The sequence below is a fragment of the Hafnia paralvei genome (assembly GCF_020150375.1).
Lineage (GTDB): Bacteria > Pseudomonadota > Gammaproteobacteria > Enterobacterales > Enterobacteriaceae > Hafnia > Hafnia paralvei.
The window spans coordinates 4,628,636-4,655,400 of sequence record NZ_CP083737.1; the positions used below are offsets into that span (position 1 = coordinate 4,628,636).

The following is a 26,765-nucleotide window of genomic DNA, read 5'->3' on the forward strand; positions in this document are numbered from 1 at the left end:
ATGTACCACAGCCCAAAATGGTTTCATTTAACTAAAAATCTTGAGTCATCATTATTAGCGGAAGAGGAGTCTAAGTTATTATCACTCCAAACAAAAACTAAAGACATCGATAGTCTTAGTGCTATGGTATCTTTACAAGATATCAGCAGCAATGTTTGCATGTTTCGAAGTGGCCTGCAAATGCTTAGATGGATAATACTCATACCTTGGTTTATCTGCTTGTGTTTAAGTGCTATTTATTTCTTCAGTGATTTTAAAAATGATTGGAATAAGTGCGAAAAAAGAATTATTTATATGATTGAAAACTTTGATGCTAGTATTGATACTAATTCCGATGTTGTTGATTTTTTTAAAAAGCAAAATAAATATATAGGTAATGATAAGGTACTAAGCCTAAATGAATATCTTTATTATAGATATAATGAATATGAGTATGGGGGAGAGTATTTAACTAGCGATATAATTCATACCATTTACTATATTATATTTATTCCACTGAGTTTATATCTATCTTTTATAATAAAGCGTAAAGCCCCACTAATACTTGTTCGCAACCGACAACTCTTTATGACATGGATAAACGGCAAAGCCTTCGTTGCACGTTATTCACAGGTGGGTGTGGTGGAAACTCCGCAGGCGATATCTTTAATCCTATATGGGCTAGATGATAAGAAAAACATTATCAAAACAGCTTTTGTTTTGCCGACTAATCCAACCATTATCATTAGCACCAAGCAAGGCCGTAAAAATATATTGGCGTTCATCAGCAAATACATGGTTTGGGGACAATCTGCGGTTGCCTCTACCGACTATGAACGTGATATGCCTTACTATTTTCGCAAAGATAAAAAGCCGGATGATTTTGAGCAGTTGGTGAGCAACGTGCTTGCCGCGCTAGATAAGCAAGATCTTCTAAAAATTGAGTAGTCGCTCCTTTTTACCTCATCGCACACTAAAAAAAGCACAAAAAAGGCGATGCCGAGCATCGCCTTTAATCGGAAACTACGTTATCGATGAAGCTTAGGCTTCAATCGCCGCACGCAGTTTTTTCATTGCGTTCTTTTCAAGCTGACGCACACGCTCTGCAGAAACACCGTATTGATCGGCCAATTCTTGCAACGTTGCTTTGTTGTCGTCGTCTAACCAGCGAGCACGGATGATGTGCTGACTACGTTCGTCCAGACCTTCCATCGCCAAAGTCAGTTTGTCAGCGGCGTGGCTGTCCCAGTTGTCATCTTCGATATCGTTGGCGAAATCAGAAGATTTATCCTGTAAGAACAGCACTGGTGCTGCTGGTGAACTCTCATCATCGTCGTTAGACATGTCAAAAGCCATGTCCTGAGCAGCCATACGAGATTCCATTTCCAGCACGTCTTTTTCAGACACACCCAGCTCACGCGCAACCAGTTCGACTTCGTCCTGATTGAACCAGCCTAAACGCTGCTTGGTTTTACGCAGGTTGAAGAACAGCTTACGCTGTGCTTTGGTTGTTGCGACTTTCACGATACGCCAGTTACGCAGCACGTACTCATGGATCTCGGCTTTAATCCAGTGAACCGCAAAGGACACCAGACGCACGCCCATTTCTGGGTTAAAGCGGCGCACAGCTTTCATCAGGCCGATGTTACCTTCCTGAATCAGGTCTGCCTGTGGCAGCCCGTAGCCGGCATAGTTACGGGCAACATGAACAACAAAGCGCAGGTGCGACAGAATCAGCTGTTTTGCTGCATCCAAGTCACCCTCGTAATGCAGTCGTTCACCCAGTTCTTTCTCTTCCTCTGCCGTCAGCATCGGATAGGTGTTGGCTGCACGTACGTAAGCTTCCAAGCTACCTTGAGGAACTAAGGTTAAAGTTTGCATCTCTTTGGTCATTCAAACCCTCTCAATATTCTATCCAGTCGTACCAGCAACGCCGAAACCATTCTAAAAAACATCGGCGTAAACACTAACACGATTCTGCAAATTTTGACCGTGAATCATCCCACAAGTTCAATGTTGCGTGCATAAAAATAGCACAATTCTACAACGAATATGAACACGGTGGGAAAGTGATGGGGGGAGTATAGGATGGAGAACCGGTATCGGGTTTAACCAGAATGGCTCTTCCCCCGTCAGCAACTCAACGAGGGAAGAGTATAGCACTATTTCACTACTGTGGTGTAAATCGGCGTAAATGTTGTACGGTTGCCAACCATGCGGCAACCCAGCCAATCATGGCGGAAACCAGCACCAGCAGCAGGCATTCGTCCCAGCCTAAGCCATGCAGCACGAAAGTTGTACCAAATACAGAGGCGACTTTGGCTACTGCGGAGCCAAGTTGCCACACCATCGCCTGCGACAGAATCAGAGAAAGAATAGCGCCGCTAAACCCTAGCAACGCACCGCCGTTGAGGAATGGCCTGAGAATGAAACCGTCGGTTGCACCAATCAGTTTCATCACATTAATGGTATCTCGACGACTGAAGATGCTCAGACGCACACTGTTACCAATCACCAAGAACACCGCAACAATCATCAGTATCCCGATCATTGCCGCCACTTGACCAACCAGTCCGGTTAACGCCGCTAAACGCGCAAACCAGCTATCATCCATGCGAACTTCATCAATACCTTTCACCGCCGCAACGCGATCGCGCAGCGTATTCAGGGTTTCACTACTTTCAAAGTTCATCTTAGGTGTAATGATAGCAACCGCTGGCAGTGGGTTTTCTTCCAACATATCCAGCGCGCCACCGAAGCCGGACCAATTACGGAACTCGCCCAGCGCTTCTTCACGAGAGAGATAGTTAACCTTATCTACGCCCTCTTCGCCTTTCAGCACCGTCATGACCTGCTCAGCAGCATCGTCATCCAGCGCTTTATCCAGATAAACCGTTAATTGCGGCGTTGGATACCACTGGGCAGCAGCCTCACTGACGTTTTTGTATACCAGATAGCATACGCTTGGCAGCGTCAGAGAGATGGCAATAACCATCACCGTGAGCAGAGTTGCTAGCGGTTGGCGCATCATATCCGCCAGCGTGTTAATCCACGCATAGCGCCATTGTTCACGCCAACCACCGCGCAGAGCCTTGGCTTTATCTGGCGTTTTTGCTCGCGTGGCCGAGCGATTTGGAGCCTTAGCCATGCGAAATACCTCCGTCCATACGCCCCTGACTGAGAGTCAGCATGCGATAGCGACGACGTGCAATCAGTCCCATATCATGGGTAGCCATCAGCACCGTCACGCCAACACGGTTAAACTCTTCAAACAGACGCAGAATGCCTTCCGACAGCGCCTCATCCAAGTTCCCCGTTGGCTCGTCAGCAAGTAGAACAGCGGGTTTATTCACCACCGCACGCGCAATGCCTACGCGCTGCTGTTCACCACCAGAGAGCTGAATCGGGAAGTTTTTCGCTTTATCCAACAATCCGACTTTATCCAACGCCGCCGAAACACGACGACGAATGTCTTCACTGCTAGCACCAGAAATAATCAACGGCATCGACACATTGTCATATACCGTGCGATCCATCAGTAGATGATGATCTTGGAAAATCATGCCAATCTGGCGACGCAAAAACGGCACTTCGCTGTTACGCAAGCGGCTAATGTCATGGCCACCAAAAAGAATGTGTCCTGCGCTTGGGCGCTCAATGCCACATATCAACTTCAGCAGGGTACTTTTCCCTGCGCCTGAGTGGCCGGTGAGAAACGCCATTTCACCCTGACGCAGATGAAAATCTACGCCCTGCAGAGCCTGACGCCCACCCAGATACGCTTTACTGACCTGTTCGAAGCGAATCATCCGTATTAATCCTCACGGGCAAAAAGTGCCTCAATAAAATCGTCGGCCTTGAATGGCCGTAAATCTTCGATACCTTCACCAACCCCAATGTAGCGGATTGGAATGCCAAACTGATCGGCCACAGCAAAGATCACCCCACCTTTCGCCGTTCCATCCAGCTTGGTTAACGTAATACCGGTCAGGCCGACAGCTTCGTTAAACAACTTCGCTTGGCTAACGGCATTTTGTCCGGTGCTCGCATCAATCGTCAGCATAACCTCATGTGGCGCATCTTCGTCCAACTTTTTCATTACGCGTACGATTTTCTTCAACTCTTCCATCAGATGCGCTTTATTCTGCAAGCGCCCTGCGGTATCGGCCAGCAACACATCAACATTACGAGCTTTAGCCGCCTGAATAGCATCAAAAATGACTGAAGCAGAATCCGCACCGGTATGCTGTGCAATCACGGGAATATTATTACGCTCACCCCATACCTGTAGCTGTTCAACCGCTGCCGCACGGAAAGTATCTCCCGCAGCCAACATGACAGATTTACCTTCGGCCTGGAACTGGCGGGCCAGCTTACCAATGGTAGTCGTTTTACCGACGCCGTTCACACCGACCATTAAAATAACGAATGGTGTACGACCACTGACGTCGAGCGGCTTATCGACCGTGCTTAAGATCTCGCCCATCTCTTCTTTCAGCTTACCGTAAAGCGACTCGGCATCTTTCAGCTCTTTACGGCTGGCATGTTCTGTCAGGGATTTAATGATTTTGCTGGTTGTTTCCACACCCACATCGGCGATCAACAGTTGTTCTTCCAACTCTTCAAACAGATCGTCGTCGATTTTCTTGCCACGGAACAAGCCGAAAAATCCGGAACCCAGATTCTGTTTGGTTTTCAGCAGGCTACGCTTTAGGCGAGCGAAGAAGCCCTCTTTGGTCGGGCGTTCTTGTTCATGCTGAACGACAGGCCGTGCATCGGCTTGCGTGTCCTCAACGTTAGGCTCTTCAACGTCATCGGTATCCAGATCGACCACTTCTTCCGAGCGGGCAATCTCGGCAATCACGTCGATTGATTCAGGTTCTGGCTCAACGATTGTTGGTTCTGGCTTAATGACATCGTCTTCTGCAATTTCCTGCTCGACCAGCTCTTCGATATAAGGCTCGTCGATAACGGGTTCCTGATGGACGTGTGGATGCGCCGCTTCAGTCAGCGTAATAACCTGTTCAGCAAAGACTTCGGCATCATGCTCAAGATGCTCACCTCCGTGGTGGGCTTCATGATGACTTTCCAGTGGTTCACTGGCATGAATGATGTTTTCAGCCGTAACCTCCGCAGAAGTTGGTGTACGCTGAGGCTCAGGGACCTCTTCGACTATTTCTGGCTCTTCATGATGTGCACGAGTGAGCTCAACAACCTGCTCTGCAAAAACTTCCGCATCTTGTGCATCAGCGCGATGTTCATGGCTAGTGGCTAAATGCTCGGTGGTTTCCACCAGTTCGTCAGCTAAAACCTTAGAAGAGGTTTCATGAGGAACATGTGGCTCTGCGTGAGGTAGATTTTCAGCAGCATGCTCTGGCGCAACGGAGGCGTCCCACTCACCCGGCGTTTCAACAGAATCAGCATGGTCAGATTCACGCTCAGGCAGTTTGTCATCCAGTTGTTCTGGCGCAGTTTTATGCTCTGATGACGCATCGGCTTGATGTTGTTTGGTTTCTTCTGCTTCTGGTGGTGTTTGCTGTATGTCTTCTTGCGCCTTTTCTGGCTGCTCTTCCTGACGACCAAACCCTAACCAGGAGAAAAAACCACGTTTTTTATCTTTTGCCATAGTGCGACTGCTCTCCCGCCTGAAATTCAAAAAATCGTTAATAAAATGCTATTGGTTAAGTTTACCACTTAACCCCTTATCGCAACATGCATGCCGAAGGGTTTCAAGTGGCATTTCCATCAATAAACGGTTACCTTGCAGTGCAATAATGAAGATCAGACTGTTATGACGTCTTCTCATCTCGCAACCTAAACAAAAAACACCGCATTCATGGCAAAGAAACCAGCATCCCAATCCAGCGGACAAATCCGCATTATTGGCGGCTTATGGCGTGGCCGAAAGCTTCCAGTTCCAGATAGCCCGGGCCTGCGCCCGACAACCGATCGCGTACGTGAAACTCTATTTAACTGGCTGGCTCCGGTGATAAACGATGCGCGTTGTCTCGACTGTTTTTCCGGCAGCGGGGCGTTAGGCTTTGAGGCTGTATCGCGCTACGCCGCACACGCAACGTTGCTGGAGGCCGATCGTATGGTTGCCGCTCAGTTGAAAAAGAATGTAGCGTTAATTAATACCGATAAAGTCACGGTGCAAAACACCGATGCGCTAAAATGGTTATCACAGCCCGGTACGCCATATCAGGTCGTTTTTCTCGATCCGCCTTTTCGTAAAGGGCTATTAGCGGAAACCATTACTCTGTTAGAAAACAACGGCTGGCTGGCTGAAGATGCATCCATCTACGTAGAGGCTGAAGTAGAAAGCGCCGCTGCGGACGTCCCCGCTAACTGGACTCTGCACCGCGAGAAAGTCGCCGGTCAGGTTGCTTATCGCTTATATTTGCGCAGCGCGCCATAATTCGAGGAATCAACAATGGGAATTAATATTGGCCGCTTGCTGATGCTGTGCGTATGGGGATTTATGCTGGTTAACATCGTTCACCCGTATACGCGCCCACTTAACATTTTTATGAATGTCGCGCTGGTGTTCATGGTTCTGATGCACGGCTTGCAGGTCACTATGCTGAAAACGACGCTGACCAAAGATCAGCCTAAAATCAGTAAATGGCAGGAAGTACGAATCTTCTTGTTTGGGGTTTTTGAACTGCTGGCCTGGCAGAAGAAAAATACACCACCGAAAAAATAATCAGTCCGAATTCACCTCCCCAAACTCGGGGAGGTGACGCTATTTTACATCGGCTTCAAAACCAACAAAACGTGTGCCCTGCGTGCTGAGTTTCCCCACAGCACCTTTATCTATCTGATGATACGTCGTTTCCGGCACAATAAACTTCAGCTCACTACCGCCAATCAATGGCTTAAAGTAAACCTCATAGCGCATATCCTCACCCGCGATCACTTCACGCTGGCGTGAGCGACGATTAGGCGCAGGGAATTCACGCTTGGCGCTGACTTCAACCTGCTGAGTATTGATCGGTGCGGCATCGTTGATGGCGTTCTGACGGCGTTGTTGCATAAAGCGCTGAGCGGCAAACACCACGATAACGGCAACGATCACAACAAATATCAGTGGTGGTTTACTCATGGTTTTTTGCTTGGCAGGTAAGGGAAAGTCGTTACATTATCGCCAAGGTCTGAGATCCGAGCGCTACCGCGTTCTGTAACGGCATCAATACGAATAACCGCTTGAACGGGGATAAAACTGCGTGAAACGCCAGAAAACTCGCTTTTCAGCTTTTCTTCTGAAGGATCGACTAATACGGCGCTTTGAGTATCAAAAACAAAATCAGCGATTTCGATAAATCCGAAAAGATTGCTTTGTACAAGTTCACGCACATAAAGCTGATAGTTTTTACCGTTATTCATAAATTGAATACGGTATAAGGGCTGTTGACCAGACATGACGTTCCTCATCACTGCCAGTGGGCAATTCTCGTTTTAAGACTTCATCAACGTAAAAACCGATGACGTAATACCGTGTATAACGTCATCAGTACAGCGGCTTAAAATAACATGAAGTTGTTTACACTTCATCCGCACAGCCTTCAACTAAAGGGATTGTCGCTGCCAGCCGTGATCCCCTACACTCAGATGATAAGTGACGATTTATTTGATTTTATACTTCATGCAACTAAACACGTAGAGCGTTATATAATTTAACTAGCTAATTAAAAAGGATAAATGATGAGTTGGGCATTTCTCGCAGTCTTCTTTTCTGGTTGGCTTTTTGTCGATGCCAGCTACCGTGGTCCCCGCTGGCAACGCTGGGTATTTAAACCAGTCACTTTACTTCTGCTGCTGTTGTTAGCTTGGAGCGCCCCAAATATTCAGGCAAATGGCTATCTGATACTGCTCGGTTTGCTAGCGACTCTGGCGGCTGATGCCTTGCTATTGCTGCCTCGTGAACGCGTGCTCTATGCCATCGGCGCTTTTTTTCTGTCCCACTTGCTGTACACCATCAGCTTTGCCAGCGCATTAACAGTATCGTTTTATCTGCCAATGCTGGCTGTACTCATCATTATCGGACTGGCGCTAACGGCAACTATCTGGACACGCTTAGAAGACATGCGCTGGCCGGTGGTGACTTATATCGCGATGACGCTGTTGATGGTTTGGATGGCGGGAGATCAATACTTTGCTCGCGGTACTGATTTTGGCTTCTCACTGTTGGTGGGAGCTTCATTGCTGTTGCTGTCAAACGTGGTGTGGCTCATTAACCGCTACCGTTTCTCCTTCCGTGCTGCCGACGCCATCATTGCTGCCAGCTATTTTGGCGGGCATTTCCTGATTGTTCGTTCGCTGTATTTGTAAAATCATTAAAAACACAAAAACGGGGCAAAATGCCTAATGCCGGTCACTTAAGCGTGATTTTAGGGGAAATACACCGATGGGGTCGTAGCAGCTTTAGCTGCCGGAGCGCCCCGCGGTGTGCTAGCCCCGTGTATCTCGCTCTCTTAAACGATCAGCATTAGGCAAAATGCCCCGTTGTTTTTATCTCGAACTAAAAACTAGATTTTTGCCGCCGCAAGGTACTTCGCCATTTCTTCGGTAGGCACCATGCCGCCACCGGTAGCCCACACGAGATGGGTGGCATTTTGCATTTTTTGCTTATCCAATGCATGAGCGTTCAGGTACTCAGTACTACCGCAAACCCGCACCGCCCCTGGCATCCCCGCCAACGCTGATGGCTCAAGCTGAATCCCTTGCTGTTGATTCAGAATCCCCAGCAAGTTATACATTTCTTGATCGCTTAAGGTGTAGAAACCGTCGAGCAAGCGCTCCATCGCACGGCCAACAAAACCAGATGCGCGGCCTACGGCTAAACCATCAGCTGCAGTGATATTATCTATACCAATATCCTGTACCGAAATTTCGTCGTGTAAGCCGGTATGGATACCCAGCAACATACACGGTGAATGTGTCGGCTCTGCGAAGAAACAGTGCACATGGTCGCCAAATGCCAGTTTCAAGCCAAATGCAACGCCGCCAGGCCCACCGCCGACACCACAAGGAAGATAAACAAACAATGGATGCTCTGCATCAACCCGAATCTCCATCTCGGTAAACTGTTGGCGCAAGCGTCCACCAGCCACGGCATAGCCTAAAAATAACGTGCGGGAATTTTCATCATCGATGAAGAAACAGCGCGGATCTGACTCAGCTTCTTTGCGACCTTGAGCTACCGCGACACCGTAATCCTGCGCATATTCCACGACGCTCACACCGTGATCGCGTAGCTTTTGCTTTTTCCACGCCCGTGCATCCGCAGACATATGAACACTAACGCTAAAGCCCAATTTAGCGCTCATGATGCCAATCGACATACCTAGATTACCCGTCGATCCAACGGCAATGCTGTACTGGCTAAAGAATTGGCGGAACTTATCAGAGTACAGCACGCTGTAGTCATCCGTTTCAGAGAGCATTCCTGCCTCAATTGCTAATTTTTCGGCATGAGTAAGCACCTCATAAATTCCACCTCGAGCCTTTATCGAGCCAGAAATCGGTAGATGGCTGTCCTTTTTCAACATGAGTTGACCCGCAATCTTCTGCTGGTAACGCTGTTCTAACGCTTGTTGCATCGCAGGAATCGCCACAACATCAGACTCAATAATACCCTGCGTTTTTTGCGTTTCAGGGAACGCCAAGCACAGATAAGGCGCAAATCGTTTAAGCCGGGCTTCAGCCTGTGTTACATCGTCTTGCGTTAAGCCAACATAAGGGAGCCCCTCTGCTAGCGTGGTCGTTTTTGGGTTAAACCATGTCACTTCATCTAAATTAATCAGCTGTTTTACCAATGGATATTGTTCAACCAAATTTTCAATTTCAAACGTATTCATAAATATTCTCGATTAAACGATATAAGAGAGCAGGAAAGTCGTTGCTAATGCGATCAGTGACGCGATGAAGGTCGCCACCGTGTAATATTTGAATGTCTCACTGAGCGTAGCCCCACAGTATTGCTTAACCAGCCAAAACAGTGAGTCGGTGACAATCGTGCAACCAATGGCACCGGAGCCAATCGCTAGAGTGATGATCTCAGGACTCACGTCGGGATAAAGCGGCAGTACCGGAGCAACAATTGCCGTTGCTCCCATCATCGCAACCGTAGCCGACCCCACCGCCGCATGCAAAATGATGGCGACCAGCCAAGCTAAAAGGATTGGATGCATATGCATATTGGAGAGCAGCACTGCCAGCGTATCCGCTAACCCACTCGCTTTAAGGATGCCGTTAAAGGCACCACCCGCGCCGATAATGAGCAAAATATTGGCTATGGAGGAGAAACCATCTTCGGTCTTACTCAGCAGCTTGCTCATGCTCATATGCTGGCGAATACCCAACACGTAATACGCAACAAATGCGGCAATGAACATCGCGGTGATTGGGTTACCGATAAACTCAAAGAAGTTATACAGCGCTGAACCTTTCGCCATATTTAATTCAGCAGCCGTTTTTATCAGCATCAACACAATGGGCAGCAGCACAGTAAACAGCGTTGCGCCGAGTGAGGGTAAATCTTCCTCTTTGCGCACTTCCAACTCGGAAAACGCAGCAGGAACTTGTTTAAACGGCAGACGATGGCCGAGAAATTTCAAGAATAGTGGTCCACCAATCAGCGATGCGACCAAGCCAACAAAGAGGCCATACACGATGACAGTGCCAATATCTGCGCCTAAAGCATTAGTGACATATAGCGCTGCCGGATGCGGAGGCACAACGCAATGTACTGCCATCAAGGCGGTACACAGCGGAATAGCCAGTTTCAGCAGCGAAGTATTCGTCTTCTTCGCGATAGAAAATGCCAGAGGAATCAGTAACACCACGCCCACTTCGACAAACAGCGTAATACCGCATACCAAACCCACTAAAACCATAATGACATCAGGTGATAGCCAACGGCACTTCTGGAGCGTAATACCTATACGCTCAGCGGCTCCAGAAACCTCCATCATTTTGCCAAGAATTGTCCCCAGACCGATGACGGCGGCCAGAAATCCTAACGTGCCTCCAATTCCACCTTCAATGGCGTTAACCATTTCCAGCGGATTCATTCCCATTAATACGCCAACGTAAAAGCTGGCCAGTAATAATGCGAGGAAGGGGTGAATCTTAAACTTAACGATGGTTAATATTATTATAATGATGCTTGTTAATAGCGTTCCGACTACCCAAATTTGCGAGTCCATTTCCAACCTCACCCTGTAATAAATCTCCTCTCTATTGGATAAGAAGTGAACACGCCTGACAAACGATGAAAATCATCATTCACATGAACCAGATTGAATCAAAGCAGTGATATAGCTCAAGTTCAGCTATTAATATTTGGTTTGGGTCACATTAGATCATCCACAGACGCTCGTTTGTCCCTCAAGTCAGATATGCTATACCCCTAAAAATAGGGGGGTAGTTATGAATATCGGCCAAAAATACATCACACGTAACAAACTGCTAAACGGCTACCAACTATCAAAGCTCTATACGTTTGAAGTCGCTGCACGGCATGAATCTTTTGCATTAGCGGCCGAAGAACTTTCCATTAGCCCAAGTGCTGTGAGTCACCGGATCAACCAGTTAGAAGAAGAGCTCGGGTTCAAGCTGTTTCAACGGTTTCATCGCCGAATTGCGCTTACGCCCGACGGTGAACGCGTATTCTGGGCATTAAAATCATCACTCAGCTATCTCAATCAAGAAATTTTAGAGATCAAAAGTCAGGAATTATCAGGCACGCTGACAGTCTATTCACGCCCCTCAATTGCACAGTGCTGGTTAGTTCCCAAACTGGCTGATTTTGCACAGAAATATCCGGCGATTAGCTTAAATATATTAACCGGCAACGAAATGGTGAACTTCAGCGGCGCAGGCATCGATCTCGCGATTTATTTCGATGATAAGCCACCCGAAAAACTGGCATGCCAGCATCTCATGAATGAGTCGATGGTTCCGGTTTGTAGCCCTGAATATGCTGAGCGCCACGATCTGGTCGGCAAACCTTTCAATCTGCGTCAGTGCACGCTACTACACGATCGCCAGGCATGGAGTTACGATTCTGATCAAAGTGAATGGCACTCTTGGGCACAGCATTTTAAGGTTGATATCGCCGAAGATCAGCGCAGTATGGGATTCGATCGCTCAGATTTGGCTGTCATCGCCGCAATGAATCATGTGGGGATAGCGATGGGGCGTAAAAAACTGGTCAATAAGAGACTGGCGACAAAAGAGCTCATCACTCCCTTCCCTGAGTTTGAAATGCAGTGCGAGCAACGCTACTACATTTCAACGCTTTCAGAACGCCAGTGGCCAAAAATTAATGCTTTCATTCAGTGGCTTAAAATCATGGCCGAAGCCAACGAAGGTTAAGCCCCTAAGAGTCGCCGATTCATATCTTCAATCTTGCCGCTGAGCACTCGCATTTGTAGCGTTTTGCTCCAGCTTGCGGAGATACCCGCAGCACACATGAGGCGGCGGTACTCTTCCTCGTCAAACGGCATATGGAAGCAGATGGAAATAGCTTCTGCCACACTAATACCACTATTACGCGATACCAACTCTAGCGGCTGATCTTCACTTACAACCCCTTCGCCCACAATACGATACAGCCAACCACAACGCCCTGTTTCCTGCATCTGCACGGAAAATTCCTCAATATCCATGTGATAATTGAGTTTGTAGCAAGGAGAACGTGGCTGCGTGACCTGAATAAATGCGTCGCCCCAGCGATAAATATCACCGATAAACACGTTTTCTTCAGTCATGCCCTCAGTGGAGATGTTTTCCCCCAAGGCAGGGGCGCAAAACTGCTCTGCCTGTTGTGGATACTGCTGACGCCAGAAATGATAATGTTCGCGCGGGTAGTGGCACAACGCGCGATCGGGCCCGCCATGCACTTTTTTCTCTGCCTGCTCATCGCCATCCAGCCCCAGCCGGTGAAGCATCACGCCGCCCGTGATCTGACGTTTACCTATAGCGCTGGGCTTACTGCCCTCATAAGGAACGATGGTGCCGACATAAATAGTTGGATAGTGCATGTTGAGCTCCCAAAGCAGATTCTATTGAGAAAATGGCTATGGCAGTACTATACCGTGCTACTCGAGTTTAAAAACAAAAAAGCGTGGGTTTCCCCACGCTCTGATAGTGACTGTCTTTAACAGACTCTTATTTTTTCGCTTCAGCGAAGCGTTTTGCCGCTTCATCCCAGTTCACTACGCTCCAGAAAGCTTTGATGTAATCTGGACGACGGTTTTGATATTTCAGGTAATAAGCATGTTCCCATACGTCCAGACCCGCAATTGGGTAACCAGAAGCACCAGAAACGGCTTCGCCCATTAGCGGACTGTCCTGATTCGCAGTAGAAACCACGGCCAGTTTACCGTCATCTTTTAACACCAACCACGCCCAGCCGGAGCCAAAACGAGTTGCTGCTGCTTTCTCAAATTCTTCTTTAAATTTGTCAACGCTGCCAAAATCGCGCTCGATAGCCGCTTTAAAATCGCCTTTCAGCTCAGTTCCAAGTTTCAGTCCTTTCCAGAAGAAACTGTGGTTAGCGTGGCCGCCCGCGTTATTGCGTAACGCAGTGCGTTTTTCGGTCGGCACTTTGTCGAGCTGAGCAATCAACTCTTCGGCGGTCAGTTTTGCCAATTCAGGCAACGATTCCAGTGCAGCATTGGCGTTATTAACATAAGCCTGATGGTGTTTGCTGTGATGGATTTCCATCGTTTGCTTATCGAAGTGAGGCTCTAGTGCATCATAGGCGTACGGTAGGGATGGCAGGGTATAGCTCATATTCATCTTCTCCAGATTTCCAAGGAGCAAAACATCCGCTCCGGTTAAGCAGTCTGGTCATTATAGTTGATTAAATGATATTGAAAATGATTATCAATTACCTGCTGGCGATGTGGTTTTTGAGAAATCGGTAGCTTAAGCTTGCGCTACTTCAGCGTTAGCGCGGTTTTCAGCCTCATTTTGAGGTCAGGTTTTTATTCATTGTTTTTACCGATTGTTGTGATTGTCGCTAGCACATAGAAACTCTGTGCGCACTCCTACAACTCATAAGCACAAAAGCGAAGATGTGTTCCCACTGAAAATAATGGTTCTATTTTTCTTTAAAAATTATTTTCAAGAATGAGCTGATTTAATATCTAGCATGATAAAAATGCTTCTTACAGAAAGAATAAACACGTCAAAATAAATTCATAACGCTGATGAAAGTCAACATGACAAAACCAATTAAGCACCTGTAAAACATTATTATGCCACAGATTAATTTTATCGAGATAGCATAAGTGGTATATTTTGAGCTATAAGATTTATAGCATATCTATTATCAACAGCTCAAACTTAACGGACTAAAAATGGCCCACATACTATCAAGGAAGTATTCAAAGGCATTGACTAAAATCGCTTTAATCATTGGGCTATTATCGACTTGTGCTCATGCTGAGCTAACCTCTAATCTCAAAAACCTTGAAAGAAAATTACACTATCAGCAAGGTACTATAAATTTACTAAATGGAAATATCATAATTAATACAGGTGATAAATTTCGTTATCTATCACCTCAAGACAGTGAAAAGGTTTTAGTTGATGGTTGGGGAAACCCGCCCAGCGGTGAACTGGGACTTGGCATGCTAGTTCCCGTCGATTTATCTCCACTTGAGGAGAGAGGCTGGGGCGCTGAGATCACATTTGAGGATGATGCCTACATCTCCGATGACGATGCCAAAACTATTGATTATGATAAAGTCCTCAAGGATATGCAGCAGCAAACCTCAGTTGGAAATATAGAAAGACAACATCAGGGTTATGACCCGATATATCTATTAGGTTGGGCAGAAGCGCCTCACTACGATCAAAGCTCACATATTATTTATTGGGCACAACGTTTAAGCCTGAACCCTACTGCTTCGGATGAAGCAGTCAACTATTATATCAGAAACCTTGGTCGTAAAGGTGTATTGAGCATTAACATTATTGCCGACAAAAAAGATTTACCCGCAGTGAAAAAATCAGCACCAGATTTATTAAAAGTAGCCTCATTTACTGAGGGAAACCGTTATGAAGACCATCATTTTTGGGATACAACATCCTCTTATTCTCTCGCAGCATTAGTTGCTGGCGGCGCTGCGGTCACAGCTAAAAAAGCGGGTCTAATTGGCTTAATTATAATATTCTTGAAGAAATTCTTCGTTGTAATCCTCGCCGCGGTAGCGGGATTATGGAAAGCTATTTCCGGCAAGAAAAAATAAAACGACGTGGCGGGTAAGATAATGGCTTATCCGCCAACAGTTAAATACATCCCGTCATCGCTTATCCCCTAAAATGGTTGAGTTGCATTGAGGCGGCAAGTGATTAGGTTAAGCGAACGCAGCCAACAAAAAGGCAACTTGAAGCATGACAGGAATATATTTCCCTGCAACAAACCTACCGCAACCTTTGTGGATGCGTGAACACCGTTCCACGACCTGGTTTACTGAATCCCACCAGCGTTAAATTACATTTATCAGCGACATCAATTGCTAGGGTCGTTGCCGCAGAGACGGCAAACAAAATCTCCACACCGCACATCGCTGCTTTTTGCACCATCTCGTAGCTGGCCCGGCTCGAAACCAATACAGCTCCTTGTGTCCACGGCTGCTTAGCACGGATACCCAGCAGTTTATCTAACGCCACATGACGACCAATATCTTCACAACCGCCCTGTAACTCACCGAGCGGATCAATCCAAGCAGCGGCGTGAGTACAACCTGTTAAATCACCAATGTGCTGCACGCTGCGCAACTGGCGTAAAGCGTTATCCAAATTTTCTAGGTCAAAAGTTTGGGTAAATGGCAACGGCTCTAGCGGACGAACAACGTCGGTAATCTGTTCCACGCCGCACACTCCGCAGCCAGTGCGCCCCGCCATCGAACGCCGACGCTCTTTTAGCGACATAAAACAGCGACTAGAGAGTTCGATCTGCACTTCAACGCCGTTACATGCCGGAACGACATCCATACCGTAAATATCCTGTGGCGTACGGATAATCCCTTCAGAAAGTGAAAAGCCTAGAGCGAACGCCTCAAAATCCTTTGGTGATGCCATCATCACTACGTGGGATATACCGTTATAAACCAGCGCTACGGGTACCTCTTCTGCAACCCAATCAGACTGTGAAGTGTGCAGTTGCCCACGTTGTTGCACCATTGTTTGGCGAACACCATTAACCGGATTATTATTTAAGAAACTCATCTTATTCACGTCTTTGATACCTACCTGTAACAACCACAGGATTCATGTGGTAGTATTTAAGCACAAAGTAACTTCGCACGCCCCCAAGAGTGAGCAAGTTAGCAAAGTTTGACCCTAAAAAGTCATACCGAGAAACCTCAGCGCAAACTATGGAACCTCGGGTTTAATGATTTATTTGTAAACAAACCAAGAAAACAAACTTTTTGAAGCAATGTGATACTCGATAGCTTTCAAGCCATACCTATCTTGCAGGTAACTTGGAAGGTAAAGGGTAGATACGTAAGGAGATCTCCATGCAGGTCAGCAGAAGACAGTTCTTTAAGATCTGCGCTGGCGGTATGGCAGGCACCACGGCCGCTGCGTTGGGCTTTGCTCCAGCGGTAGCACTCGCGGAAACTCGGCAGTATAAACTGCTACGCGCACGCGAAACCCGTAATACCTGTACATACTGTTCTGTCGGCTGTGGGTTGTTGATGTACAGCCTCGGTGACGGCGCAAAGAACGCAAAAGAAAGTATTTTCCACATTGAAGGTGACCCTGATCATCCGGTAAACCGTGGAGCCTTGTGCCCTAAAGGTGCCGGTCTGGTGGACTTCATCCACAGTGAATCACGTCTGAAATACCCAGAATATCGCGCTCCTGGCTCAGATAAATGGCAGCGCCTCACTTGGGACGATGCTTTTGATCGCATCGCCAAGCTGATGAAAGAAGACCGCGATGCCAACTTCATTCCAACCAACGAGCAAGGCACGACGGTTAACCGTTGGCTCTCTACCGGTATGTTGTGTGCATCAGCTTCCAGCAACGAAACAGGTTATTTAACCCAAAAATTTAGTCGCGCCCTCGGCATGCTTGCCGTGGATAACCAAGCGCGTGTCTGACACGGACCAACGGTAGCAAGTCTTGCTCCAACATTTGGTCGCGGTGCGATGACAAACCATTGGGTGGATATTAAAAATGCCAACCTGATTGTGGTCATGGGTGGTAACGCCGCTGAAGCGCATCCCGTCGGATTCCGCTGGGCGATGGAAGCCAAGATCCACAACAAAGCCAAGCTGATCGTTATCGATCCACGTTTTACCCGAACCGCTTCGGTGGCTGACTTCTACACGCCGATCCGCTCCGGTACCGACATTGCATTCCTGTCGGGCGTTTTGCTGTATCTGATCAGCAACAACAAGATCAACGCTGAGTACGTTAAAAACTACACCAACGCTAGCCTGCTAGTGCGTGAAGACTATGCCTTCGACGACGGTTTATTCAGCGGCTATAACGAAGAAAAACGTACCTACGATAAAACAACGTGGAACTATCAGCTCGACGAGAATGGTTTCGCTAAACGTGATGACACTCTGCAAGATCCACGCTGCGTGTGGAATATGTTGCGTGAGCACGTCAGCCGTTACACACCGGAAGTCGTCGAGAATATCTGTGGGACGCCTAAAGCCGATTTCCTAACAGTGTGTGAATATATTGCTGAAACCAGCGCCGTGGATAAAACCGCGTCGTTCCTGTATGCCTTGGGCTGGACACAACACTCTGTTGGCGCACAGAACATCCGTACTATGGCGATGATCCAGCTACTGCTCGGCAACATGGGTATGGCTGGCGGTGGTGTTAACGCGCTACGCGGACACTCTAACATTCAGGGTCTAACCGACTTAGGTCTTCTGTCTACCAGCTTACCGGGATATCTGAATCTGCCGTCTGAAAAACAGACCGATCTGGAAACCTATCTGGCTGCCACCACACCAAAACCAACGCTACCGGGTCAGGTGAACTACTGGGGTAATACGCCTAAGTTCTTCGTCAGCCTGATGAAATCTTTCTATGGTGATAAAGCGCAGAAAGAAAATAACTGGGGCTTTGACTGGTTACCGAAGTGGGATAAAGGCTACGACGTACTCCAGTACTTCGAAATGATGTCGCAAGGTAAAGTAAATGGCTATCTATGTCAGGGCTTTAACCCAGTTGCCTCGTTCCCTAATAAAAACAAAGTGGTGCAATCGCTTTCCAAGCTGAAATTCTTGGTGACGATCGATCCGCTGAATACAGAAACATCAACCTTCTGGCAGAACCACGACGAATTTAACGACGTTGATCCGTCGCAGATTCAAACAGAAGTCTTCCGCCTGCCATCGACCTGCTTTGCTGAAGAAAACGGTTCTATCGTTAACTCCGGCCGTTGGCTGCAATGGCACTGGAAAGGCGCGGACGCCCCAGGGGAAGCCCTGAACGACGGTGAAATTCTGGCGGGTATCTTCCTACGCCTGCGAGAAATGTATGCCAAAGAGGGGGGAGCTTTGCCAGAGCAGGTGCTGAATATGACGTGGGATTACCTCACGCCAGAAAATCCAGCACCAGAAGAAGTAGCGAGAGAAAACAACGGTAAAGCCTTAGCCGATTTGGTTGACCCAACCACCGGCGCCGTTTTGGTGAAAAAAGGCCAGCAACTTAGCTCCTTTGCTCAGTTACGCGACGACGGCACCACGTCAAGTGGTTGCTGGATCTTTGCCGGTAGCTGGACGCCAGAGGGTAACCAGATGGCGCGTCGTGATAATAGCGATCCGTCCGGTTTAGGTAATACTTTAGGCTGGGCGTGGGCATGGCCACTTAACCGCCGTATTCTGTATAACCGTGCGTCGGCAGACCCATCGGGTAAACCGTGGGATCCCAAACGCCAGTTGCTGGAGTGGGACGGTGCGAAGTGGTCTGGTATTGATATTCCTGACTACAGTACCGCAGCACCCAACAGCGGCGTTGGTCCATTCATCATGCAGCCTGAAGGGATGGGACGCCTATTTGCCATTGATAAAATGGCTGAAGGCCCATTCCCTGAACACTATGAGCCGTTCGAAACACCGTTGGGAACTAACCCACTGCATCCAAACGTGGTGTCTAACCCTGCTGCACGTGTGTTTAAAGACGATCTGGCTGCCATGGGGAAAGCTGATAAATTCCCATACGTGGGCACAACCTATCGTCTGACTGAGCATTTCCACTACTGGACCAAGCACGCTCTGCTGAATGCCATTCTTCAGCCTGAGCAGTTCGTTGAAATTGGTGAAAAACTGGCAGAGAAGAAAGGCATCAAGCATGGCGATACGGTGAAGGTCAGCTCTAACCGCGGCTACATTAAGGCCAAGGCCGTGGTGACGAAGCGTATCCGCACGCTGAAGGTGGATGGCAAAGACATCGATACTATCGGTATTCCAATCCACTGGGGCTATCAAGGCGTGGCGAAGAAGGGCTTTATCGCCAACACGTTGACGCCGTTTGTCGGTGATGCCAATACGCAAACGCCTGAATTCAAGGCGTTCCTGGTTAATGTGGAAAAGGTGTAACGGAGACGCATTATGGCTTATCAATCTCAGGACATAATCCGGCGCTCTGCCACCAATTCTCTGACGCCGCCTCCCGAGGCGCGTAATCATCAGGAAGAAGTGGCGAAGCTGATTGACGTTACCACCTGCATCGGCTGTAAAGCCTGTCAGGTGGGCTGCTCAGAGTGGAACGATATTCGCGATGAAGTGGGTCATAACGTCGGCGTGTATGATAACCCCGCCGATTTAACCGCTAAATCGTGGACGGTGATGCGTTTTTCTGAAGTTGAGGAAAACGGCAAGCTGGAATGGCTCATTCGTAAGGATGGCTGTATGCACTGCGCGGACCCAGGCTGTCTGAAAGCCTGCCCGTCCGAAGGTGCAATTATCCAGTACGCTAACGGCATCGTCGATTTCCAGTCAGAGCACTGTATTGGCTGTGGCTACTGTATCGCTGGTTGCCCCTTTGACGTACCGCGCATGAACAAGGAAGACAATCGGGTATACAAATGTACCCTATGCGTTGACCGCGTTGCCGTTGGTCAAGAACCCGCCTGCGTGAAAACCTGTCCAACGGGCGCGATTCATTTCGGTACCAAAGAAGCAATGAAAGAGCTGGCTGCAGGGCGTATCAACGAACTGCATACTCGTGGCTTCGCCAACGCGGGTCTATACGATCCTGCCGGCGTCGGCGGTACTCACGTCATGTACGTTCTACATCATGCTGACAAACCGGAACTGTATCACGGCTTGCCGAAAGACCCGACCATCAGCCCAACGGTTCAGTTCTGGAAAGGCATCTGGAAACCATTGGCTGCCGTCGGTTTTGCTGCCACTTTCGCGGCGAGTATCTTCCACTACGTCGGCGTAGGTCCAAACCGCGTACACGACGAAGAAGAGGGAGAGATCGACGGCAAGGTGGATGATATCAAACCAGAAGTCGACCAGCATGAGAAGGAGGAGCGCAAATGAGGAAGGAAAAGCCGATTCAGCGTTACTCAGCGCCAGAGCGTATTAACCACTGGATTGTGGCATTCTGCTTTATTGTCGTGTCAATCAGCGGCCTCGGGTTCTTTTTCCCGTCGTTTAACTGGCTGATGTACATTATGGGCACGCCGCAGCTCGCGCGTATCCTACATCCGTTCTTTGGTGTAGTGATGTTTGCTTCGTTCCTGATCATGTTCTTCCGCTATTGGAAACATAATCTCATCAACCGTGAAGACATCACATGGGCGAAAAACATTCATAAGATTGCGATGAATGAAGAAGTCGGTGATACCGGTCGCTATAACTTTGGACAGAAGTGTGTGTTTTGGGCCGCTATCGGCAGCCTGATTCTACTTTTAGCCAGCGGCGTAGTGATTTGGCGTCCTTATTTCGCCGATGCGTTCTCCATTCCAGTGATCCGCGTGGCGCTGATGGTGCATTCATTCGCCGCAGTGCTGCTGATTGTTGTTATTATGGTTCACATCTATGCAGCTCTGTGGGTGAAAGGCACGATCACGGCGATGGTCGAAGGCTGGGTGCCCGCTGCGTGGGCCAAAAAACACCATCCGCGCTGGTATCGAGAGGTGCGAGCTAAAGAACAAGAGCGGAAATGAACCTCTATTTCTGACATCATGACGTTCACGTTTTTTGCTATAGGTTAGGAAAGCCACGCAGGCAGGACGTCTGCGTGGAGTTTGGGGCTCACACGAGAGCCCCTTTTCGAACACCTTCAGCTAAATCGGTATATGAAAGCCGTAACTGACAGGCGAGCGAAGCCTTACTTAAACCTTAATAAACAAACCACTCATCGGTTACTAGAGCGACTAACTCAACACTGGATTTCATCAATGAGCATTAAAATCGTCCCAAAAGAACAGCTAGGCGCAGAGCGTGAAAAGACAGGTGGCTTGGATAATATTCCACCCGTACTTTTCGCTAACCTGAAAAGCCTCTATTCCCGCCGCGCAGAACGTTTACGTCAGCTCGCGGAAAATAATCCTCTGGGCGATTACCTTAATTTTGCGGCGGCGATTGCTGAAGCGCAGCAAAAAGCGCTACACGACAATCCGCTAACGCTCGATCTCACCCAAACGCTGACCAATGCCGCCGCGTTAGGCAAGCCACCGTTGGATACCTCGATTTTCCCGCGTTCACATCACTGGCACACGCTGCTACAGGCACTGATTGCCGAGTTGATGCCTGATGCTCCGGAGCATATTCAGCCCGTACTGGAAAACTTGGCCAAGACGTCTGATTCCGAATTAGAAATCATGGCAAAAGATCTGTTTGCCGGTAATTTCGGCGTTGTCGGAAGCGACAAAGCTCCGTTTATCTGGGCGGCGCTGTCGCTTTATTGGGCACAGATGGCGACACAAATGCCAGGCAAAGCCAAGGCAGAATATGGCGAAAATCGTCAATACTGCCCCGTGTGCGGCAGTATGCCTGTTGCCAGCGTTATCCACATGGGTACAACTAACGGACTGCGCTATCTGCACTGCAACCTGTGCGAAAGCGAATGGCATGTAGTTCGTGTGAAGTGCACCAACTGCGAACAAACCCGCGATTTAAACTACTGGTCGCTGGACAGTGAGAATGCCGCTGTGAAAGCAGAAAGCTGCGGTGATTGTGGTACTTACCTGAAGATGGTCTATCAGGAAAAAGATCCAAAAGTGGAGCCCGTTGCAGACGACTTAGCAACGTTAGTGCTCGACGCTAAAATGGAAGAAGAAGGTTTCGGACGCAGTAGCATCAATCCTTTCCTATTCCCTGGAGAGTAATTACCTCTTGGTTCAAAAGCCTGCCCAATCTGCGGTGGGCTTTTTTATGAGTTTAAAACGCTTTCCAAAGCCAAAGTGCGTAAAAAATAGCGACTACCTCTGCTTTGATAAACGAAGTCTCCTTACATTTTGCAATGACAATCCCACATCGGTCACACTTCTGAATTCCCCCCGAACCAATATGTGACCACTGTCATACATCATCATTTTTCCACTTTTTTATGGAACCGGTTCCAAATATCTTGGCGTTATTGAATTGATGATGAATTAATCGTCATTGGAGTGAATATGAAAAGAGAAATCGTCGTGGTCACTGCCGCTTACGGCTGGGACAAAGTCAATGAGCTGGGCGGGCAGGCTAATCTATTGCCGATTATTGCGGAGTCTGGCGCAGACGGCGTAGAAATCCGCCGTGAACTATTATCGCAGGCAGAGTTGCAAACGTTAGGTGATCTCACGAAGCAGATTGCCCGTCATCAACTCTTTGCCGTGTACTCCGTGCCTGAAGGTCTTTTTACTCCAGACGGTTTGCTGAATCCTGCTCTTGAGCAACGCCTTCATGAAGCCATCGAGCTAAATGCCCGTTTGGTCAAATTCTCCCTTGGGCACTATCAGCCCGGCTATGACTTTACCGCGCTAAACGCCTTACTCAAAAAATACGATGTTCCGCTGGTCGTTGAAAACGACCAAACGGCAGACTGCGGCACTCTTTCACCTCTGAATGCTTTCTTTGCCGCCGTGCAAGATTGCCACTCACCGATACGCATGACCTTTGATATGGCCAACTGGGATTGGGTGAATGAAGATGCCGAGATCGCTGCGCAAAAACTGGCGCATATGGTGCACTACGTGCATGTAAAAGCGGCTGAAAAACGAGTCCAAGGCTGGTGCGCGGTCGAATTGGATAATAGTGATGGTCGCTGGAAACCTCTGCTGTCACAGCTTCCTAATCAAGTCATGCGCGGTATTGAATTCCCTTTAGAAGGCGATGATTTGACTGCAATCACTCGCCACTACGTTAATTTATTGAGAGCGAACTGATATGAAAACTTCACAGCTAGACGTGATCACCTATGGCGAAGCAATGACAATGTTCGTCGCCAATGAGACCGGTGAACTGGATCAGGCAATGCAGTTTACTAAGCGTATCGCAGGAGCGGAGCTAAATGTCTCCATTGGTTTATCTCGTCTTGGCATGAATGTTGGATGGGTGAGCCGCGTGGGTGATGACTCCTTTGGTCACTTTACTCTAGCTACTCTGGAGCAAGAGGGGATCGACCACCAATGCGTTATCGTCGATCAGCGCTTCCCAACCGGTTTTCAGCTGAAATCTAAAGCAGAAAATGGAACCGATCCCAAGGTGGAATACTTCCGCAAAGGCTCTGCGGCTAGCCATCTTTCGGTTCATGACTTCGATCGCACTTACTTTTCTCAAGCCCGCCATTTGCACCTTAGCGGCGTAGCGGCAGCCCTTTCAACTGACTCGTTAGAACTGGCGAATCACGCCGCCAAAGAGATGCGCGCAATGGGCAAAACTATCTCCTTTGACCCAAACTTACGTCCAGTGCTATGGCCGAGTCAGCAAGTGATGTGTGAAAAGCTCAATGCGTTAGCATTTCAAGCAGATTGGGTTTTGCCTGGGCTAAAAGAAGGACAAATTCTGACAGGCAAACAGACGCCGGAAGACATTGCTGATTTTTACCTTAGCCGCGGTGTAAAAGCCGTCATCATCAAATTAGGGCCAGATGGCGCATGGTTTAAAACCGCCGATGGCCACCAGCAACACGTAGCCGCTGTTCGCGTTGAGAACGTCATTGATACCGTAGGCGCTGGTGACGGTTTTGCTGTTGGTGTGATCAGTGCGCTGTTAGAAGGTAAAGCCCTACCAGAGGCCGTTATGCGCGGCAATAAAATCGGGGCACTGGCCGTACAGGCCATTGGTGATAGCGAAGGTTTACCAACCCGAGCTCAGCTCGGCGAATAACACATCCACCTCTGGGCCCTACATCCCAAGGATGTATCTAAATCATACTGAAGGATTATAACCATGAGCAAATCAACGATTGCCCCGAAGCGCTGGTGGTACATCATGCCGGTGATTTTTATCACTTACAGCATGGCTTATCTTGATCGCGCGAACTTCAGCTTTGCCTCTGCCGCAGGAATTAACGAAGACCTTGGTATCACCAAAGGAATGGCCTCCCTGCTGGGTGCGCTGTTCTTCCTCGGCTACTTTTTCTTTCAAATACCTGGTGCAATCTATGCCGAACGACGCAGCGTGCGCAAACTGGTATTTTGGTGCTTAATTCTGTGGGGGATGTGCGCCACCTTAACCGGTCTGGTTAGTAATATTCCGGCACTGGCCGCAATTCGTTTTGCCCTCGGCGTCGTCGAGGCGGCGGTCATGCCAGCCATGCTTATCTATATCAGTAACTGGTTTACCAAAGCCGAACGTTCCAGAGCTAATACCTTCCTCATTTTAGGCAATCCGGTCACGGTTTTGTGGATGTCAGTAGTGTCTGGCTATCTAATCCATGCCTATGGCTGGCGCGAAATGTTCATATTTGAAGGATTCCCTGCGGTCATTTGGGCATTCTGCTGGTGGGTATTGGTTAAAGACAAACCAGAGCAAGTGGGCTGGTTGAGCGAATCAGAAAAAGCCGCTCTGCAGGCTAAATTGTTAGAAGAACAGCAAGGCATTAAGGCCGTACGTAACTATGGCGAAGCTTTCCGTTCGCGGAACGTCATTATCCTGTGTGCTCAATATTTTGCCTGGAGCATCGGCGTGTACGGGTTTGTTCTGTGGTTACCGTCAATTCTACGCCACGGTTCTGACATGGGAATGGTTGAAGCAGGATGGCTCTCTGCGGTGCCTTATTTAGCGGCAACGATTGCAATGATCGTGGTGTCTTGGGCATCTGACAAAATGCAAAATCGCAAACTCTTTGTATGGCCTTTACTGCTCATTGGCGCATTGGCATTTATCGGTTCTTACCTAGTAGGCGCTAACCATTTCTGGTGGTCTTATACGCTGCTGGTCATTGCCGGAGCCGCGATGTATGCGCCTTATGGTCCGTTCTTCGCCATCATTCCAGAAATGCTACCACGCAACGTTTCAGGTGGTGCAATGGCATTAATTAACAGCATGGGCGCGCTGGGCTCTTTCTTTGGCTCATGGTTCGTCGGTTATCTGAATGGCTCAACCGGATCGCCAGCCGCATCCTACGTATTCATGGCCGGTGCGTTATTGGTTGCTGTGTGGCTAACGCTCATCGTGAAACCTTCAGACGCTCAAAAAAAAGTCGCTGTTAAATCAGCTCCTGCCGTTTCTCAGGGGAAATAAATGATGAAGCAATCTGTTGTTCTGTATAAAAAAATACCTACTGACCTGCAGCTACGCCTAGAGAAGTATTTTGATGTCCGATTCTTTGATGGAATCAATAATGCCAATCGCGCGGAGGTGATCAGAGCACTAGAAAGCGCCGATGGCATGATCGGCGCCAGTGTGCCGGTACGCACGGATTTGTTAGACCATGCGCCAAAGCTAAAAGCAATTTCTACTATTTCGGTAGGTTACGATCAGTTTGACGTAGACGATCTGACACGGCGTAAAATCGTATTAATGCATACCCCTACTGTTCTGACAGAAACCACGGCAGATACGGTATTTACGCTAATTCTGATGACCGCACGCCGTGCGTTGGAAATGGCCGAAATGGTGAAAGCAGGCAAATGGATACGCAGCATCGGCGTTGATAGCTATGGCGTCGACGTTCACCATAAAACCATAGGTATTCTGGGCATGGGGCGCATCGGATCAGCGTTAGCACGCCGTGCGCACGCCGGTTTTGGCATGAACGTTCTGTACTGGAACGATCGCCCCAATACGCAAGTCGAGCAGGAATTTAACGCACGTCGCTGTGAACTGGATGAACTGCTCGCGAAATCTGATTTCGTCTGTATCACGCTGCCCTACAGCGAACAAACACACAAGCTCATCAATACAGAGCGCTTAGCGAAGATGAAACCAAGTGCCATTCTGATCAACGGTGCTCGCGGTAAAATTGTCGATCAAACCGCTTTAATTAAGGCGTTGAAAAACGGCACGATTCGCGCTGCTGGCCTCGATGTATTTGAAGTAGAGCCTTTACCTGTTGATTCAGAGTTGCTGCAGTTACCTAACGTTGTTGCACTGCCTCACATTGGCTCAGCAACGGAAGAAACTCGCTATAATATGGCAGCCTGCGCAGTAGATAACTTGATAACAGCATTAACAGGGAAAGTGACGGAAAATAGCGTTAATGCCCATTTACTGACGTAATCACGCAGCGCTTTATCCGGGTGAGCCACGCCAACAGAACGTTGGCGTGGTGCTTGAGGCGGCCATGAATGCTCAACACCAAATCGTGCACAGACGTTATCTCACGAAAGCGACCTGGATAGTTCGCAG

The 26,765-nt window shown here is 48.3% G+C and carries 25 protein-coding genes; 14 read left to right on the plus strand and 11 right to left on the minus strand.

Features of this window, described 5'->3' with window-relative positions; genetic code table 11:
• Positions 1–927: a hypothetical protein gene (locus K9N75_RS21325; RefSeq protein ID WP_224452090.1), complete on the plus strand. Its 927-nt coding sequence runs from the start codon at positions 1–3 to the stop codon at positions 925–927.
• A 93-nt stretch (positions 928–1,020) separates the two neighbouring features.
• On the opposite strand, the gene rpoH is transcribed toward K9N75_RS21325, so the two are convergent.
• From rpoH to ftsY, 4 genes are all read right to left on the minus strand, one after another.
• Entirely contained in the window at positions 1,021–1,872 is an 852-nt protein-coding gene (gene rpoH, locus K9N75_RS21330; protein ID WP_004090699.1) for an RNA polymerase sigma factor RpoH, read from the minus strand.
• Between the two features lie 277 nt (positions 1,873–2,149).
• Positions 2,150–3,127 carry a permease-like cell division protein FtsX gene (gene ftsX / locus K9N75_RS21335; RefSeq protein WP_224452091.1) on the minus strand — a complete coding sequence of 326 codons (978 nt, stop codon included), beginning with the start codon at positions 3,125–3,127 and terminating at the stop codon, positions 2,150–2,152.
• Positions 3,120–3,788, minus strand: a complete 669-nt coding sequence (gene ftsE, locus K9N75_RS21340; RefSeq protein ID WP_004090701.1) for a cell division ATP-binding protein FtsE — start codon at positions 3,786–3,788, stop codon at positions 3,120–3,122. Before ftsE ends, ftsX begins: the two co-directional genes overlap by 8 nt.
• Before the next feature lie 5 nt (positions 3,789–3,793).
• The gene (ftsY, locus tag K9N75_RS21345; RefSeq protein ID WP_096080136.1) at positions 3,794–5,605 is read right to left on the minus strand and encodes a signal recognition particle-docking protein FtsY; all 1,812 of its coding nucleotides are present in this window, start codon (positions 5,603–5,605) and stop codon (positions 3,794–3,796) included.
• Between the two features lie 210 nt (positions 5,606–5,815).
• Here ftsY and rsmD point away from each other — a divergent pair, with 210 nt between their 5' ends.
• Entirely contained in the window at positions 5,816–6,397 is a 582-nt protein-coding gene (gene rsmD, locus K9N75_RS21350) for a 16S rRNA (guanine(966)-N(2))-methyltransferase (RefSeq protein ID WP_008815670.1), read from the plus strand.
• Positions 6,398–6,412: 15 nt separating this feature from the next.
• Entirely contained in the window at positions 6,413–6,685 is a 273-nt protein-coding gene (locus K9N75_RS21355; RefSeq protein WP_004090705.1) for a DUF1145 family protein, read from the plus strand.
• Between the two features lie 39 nt (positions 6,686–6,724).
• Here K9N75_RS21355 and K9N75_RS21360 read toward each other — a convergent pair whose 3' ends face one another.
• The gene (locus tag K9N75_RS21360; protein WP_008815671.1) at positions 6,725–7,084 is read right to left on the minus strand and encodes a DUF2500 domain-containing protein; all 360 of its coding nucleotides are present in this window, start codon (positions 7,082–7,084) and stop codon (positions 6,725–6,727) included.
• On the minus strand, positions 7,081–7,401 hold the full coding sequence (locus K9N75_RS21365; RefSeq protein ID WP_224452092.1) for a DUF1820 family protein: 321 nt from the start codon (positions 7,399–7,401) through the stop codon (positions 7,081–7,083). Before K9N75_RS21365 ends, K9N75_RS21360 begins: the two co-directional genes overlap by 4 nt.
• Positions 7,402–7,683: 282 nt before the next feature.
• Between K9N75_RS21365 and K9N75_RS21370 the strand changes: the two genes are divergently transcribed.
• Positions 7,684–8,310, plus strand: a complete 627-nt coding sequence (locus K9N75_RS21370) for a lysoplasmalogenase (protein WP_035502535.1) — start codon at positions 7,684–7,686, stop codon at positions 8,308–8,310.
• A 197-nt stretch (positions 8,311–8,507) separates the two neighbouring features.
• Here K9N75_RS21370 and dsdA read toward each other — a convergent pair whose 3' ends face one another.
• Both dsdA and dsdX read right to left on the minus strand, forming a co-directional pair.
• Complete coding sequence (gene dsdA / locus K9N75_RS21375) at positions 8,508–9,839, minus strand: D-serine ammonia-lyase (protein WP_224452093.1); 1,332 nt, start codon at positions 9,837–9,839, stop codon at positions 8,508–8,510.
• Between the two features lie 12 nt (positions 9,840–9,851).
• Positions 9,852–11,189 (minus strand): D-serine transporter DsdX, encoded by a 1,338-nt coding sequence (gene dsdX / locus K9N75_RS21380; protein ID WP_039186129.1) that lies wholly within the window; start codon positions 11,187–11,189, stop codon positions 9,852–9,854.
• Between the two features lie 223 nt (positions 11,190–11,412).
• On the opposite strand from dsdX, the gene dsdC reads away from it, so the two are divergent.
• Entirely contained in the window at positions 11,413–12,360 is a 948-nt protein-coding gene (gene dsdC / locus K9N75_RS21385; protein ID WP_008815676.1) for a DNA-binding transcriptional regulator DsdC, read from the plus strand.
• On the opposite strand, the gene yiiM is transcribed toward dsdC, so the two are convergent.
• Both yiiM and sodA read right to left on the minus strand, forming a co-directional pair.
• The gene (gene yiiM / locus K9N75_RS21390; RefSeq protein WP_039186130.1) at positions 12,357–13,028 is read right to left on the minus strand and encodes a 6-hydroxyaminopurine reductase; all 672 of its coding nucleotides are present in this window, start codon (positions 13,026–13,028) and stop codon (positions 12,357–12,359) included. The genes dsdC and yiiM overlap by 4 nt on opposite strands.
• Before the next feature lie 127 nt (positions 13,029–13,155).
• Positions 13,156–13,782, minus strand: a complete 627-nt coding sequence (gene sodA, locus K9N75_RS21395; protein ID WP_166713612.1) for a superoxide dismutase [Mn] — start codon at positions 13,780–13,782, stop codon at positions 13,156–13,158.
• Between the two features lie 569 nt (positions 13,783–14,351).
• Here sodA and K9N75_RS21400 point away from each other — a divergent pair.
• The gene (locus K9N75_RS21400; protein WP_224452094.1) at positions 14,352–15,245 is read left to right on the plus strand and encodes a DUF2167 domain-containing protein; all 894 of its coding nucleotides are present in this window, start codon (positions 14,352–14,354) and stop codon (positions 15,243–15,245) included.
• Positions 15,246–15,420: 175 nt separating this feature from the next.
• On the opposite strand, the gene fdhD is transcribed toward K9N75_RS21400, so the two are convergent.
• Positions 15,421–16,227, minus strand: coding sequence for a formate dehydrogenase accessory sulfurtransferase FdhD (gene fdhD, locus K9N75_RS21405; RefSeq protein ID WP_040012421.1), 807 nt, complete (start codon positions 16,225–16,227; stop codon positions 15,421–15,423).
• A gap of 293 nt (positions 16,228–16,520) precedes the next feature.
• On the opposite strand from fdhD, the gene fdnG reads away from it, so the two are divergent.
• From fdnG to ghrB, 8 genes are all read left to right on the plus strand, one after another.
• On the plus strand, positions 16,521–19,571 hold the full coding sequence (gene fdnG, locus K9N75_RS21410; protein ID WP_105375229.1) for a formate dehydrogenase-N subunit alpha: 3,051 nt from the start codon (positions 16,521–16,523) through the stop codon (positions 19,569–19,571).
• 12 nt (positions 19,572–19,583) lie between these two features.
• The gene (gene fdxH, locus K9N75_RS21415) at positions 19,584–20,522 is read left to right on the plus strand and encodes a formate dehydrogenase subunit beta (protein WP_004090733.1); all 939 of its coding nucleotides are present in this window, start codon (positions 19,584–19,586) and stop codon (positions 20,520–20,522) included.
• Positions 20,519–21,151 carry a formate dehydrogenase cytochrome b556 subunit gene (gene fdoI, locus K9N75_RS21420; protein ID WP_008815682.1) on the plus strand — a complete coding sequence of 211 codons (633 nt, stop codon included), beginning with the start codon at positions 20,519–20,521 and terminating at the stop codon, positions 21,149–21,151. The genes fdxH and fdoI overlap by 4 nt, the downstream gene beginning before the upstream one ends.
• A gap of 234 nt (positions 21,152–21,385) precedes the next feature.
• On the plus strand, positions 21,386–22,315 hold the full coding sequence (fdhE, locus tag K9N75_RS21425; protein ID WP_008815683.1) for a formate dehydrogenase accessory protein FdhE: 930 nt from the start codon (positions 21,386–21,388) through the stop codon (positions 22,313–22,315).
• Positions 22,316–22,603: 288 nt separating this feature from the next.
• On the plus strand, positions 22,604–23,356 hold the full coding sequence (locus K9N75_RS21430; RefSeq protein WP_064572436.1) for a sugar phosphate isomerase/epimerase family protein: 753 nt from the start codon (positions 22,604–22,606) through the stop codon (positions 23,354–23,356).
• A 1-nt stretch (position 23,357) separates the two neighbouring features.
• Positions 23,358–24,299 (plus strand): sugar kinase, encoded by a 942-nt coding sequence (locus tag K9N75_RS21435; protein WP_224452095.1) that lies wholly within the window; start codon positions 23,358–23,360, stop codon positions 24,297–24,299.
• 63 nt (positions 24,300–24,362) lie between these two features.
• On the plus strand, positions 24,363–25,658 hold the full coding sequence (locus K9N75_RS21440; protein ID WP_004090740.1) for an MFS transporter: 1,296 nt from the start codon (positions 24,363–24,365) through the stop codon (positions 25,656–25,658).
• A 3-nt stretch (positions 25,659–25,661) separates the two neighbouring features.
• Positions 25,662–26,636 carry a glyoxylate/hydroxypyruvate reductase GhrB gene (ghrB, locus tag K9N75_RS21445; protein WP_224452633.1) on the plus strand — a complete coding sequence of 325 codons (975 nt, stop codon included), beginning with the start codon at positions 25,662–25,664 and terminating at the stop codon, positions 26,634–26,636.
• Positions 26,637–26,765: the final 129 nt, after the last annotated feature.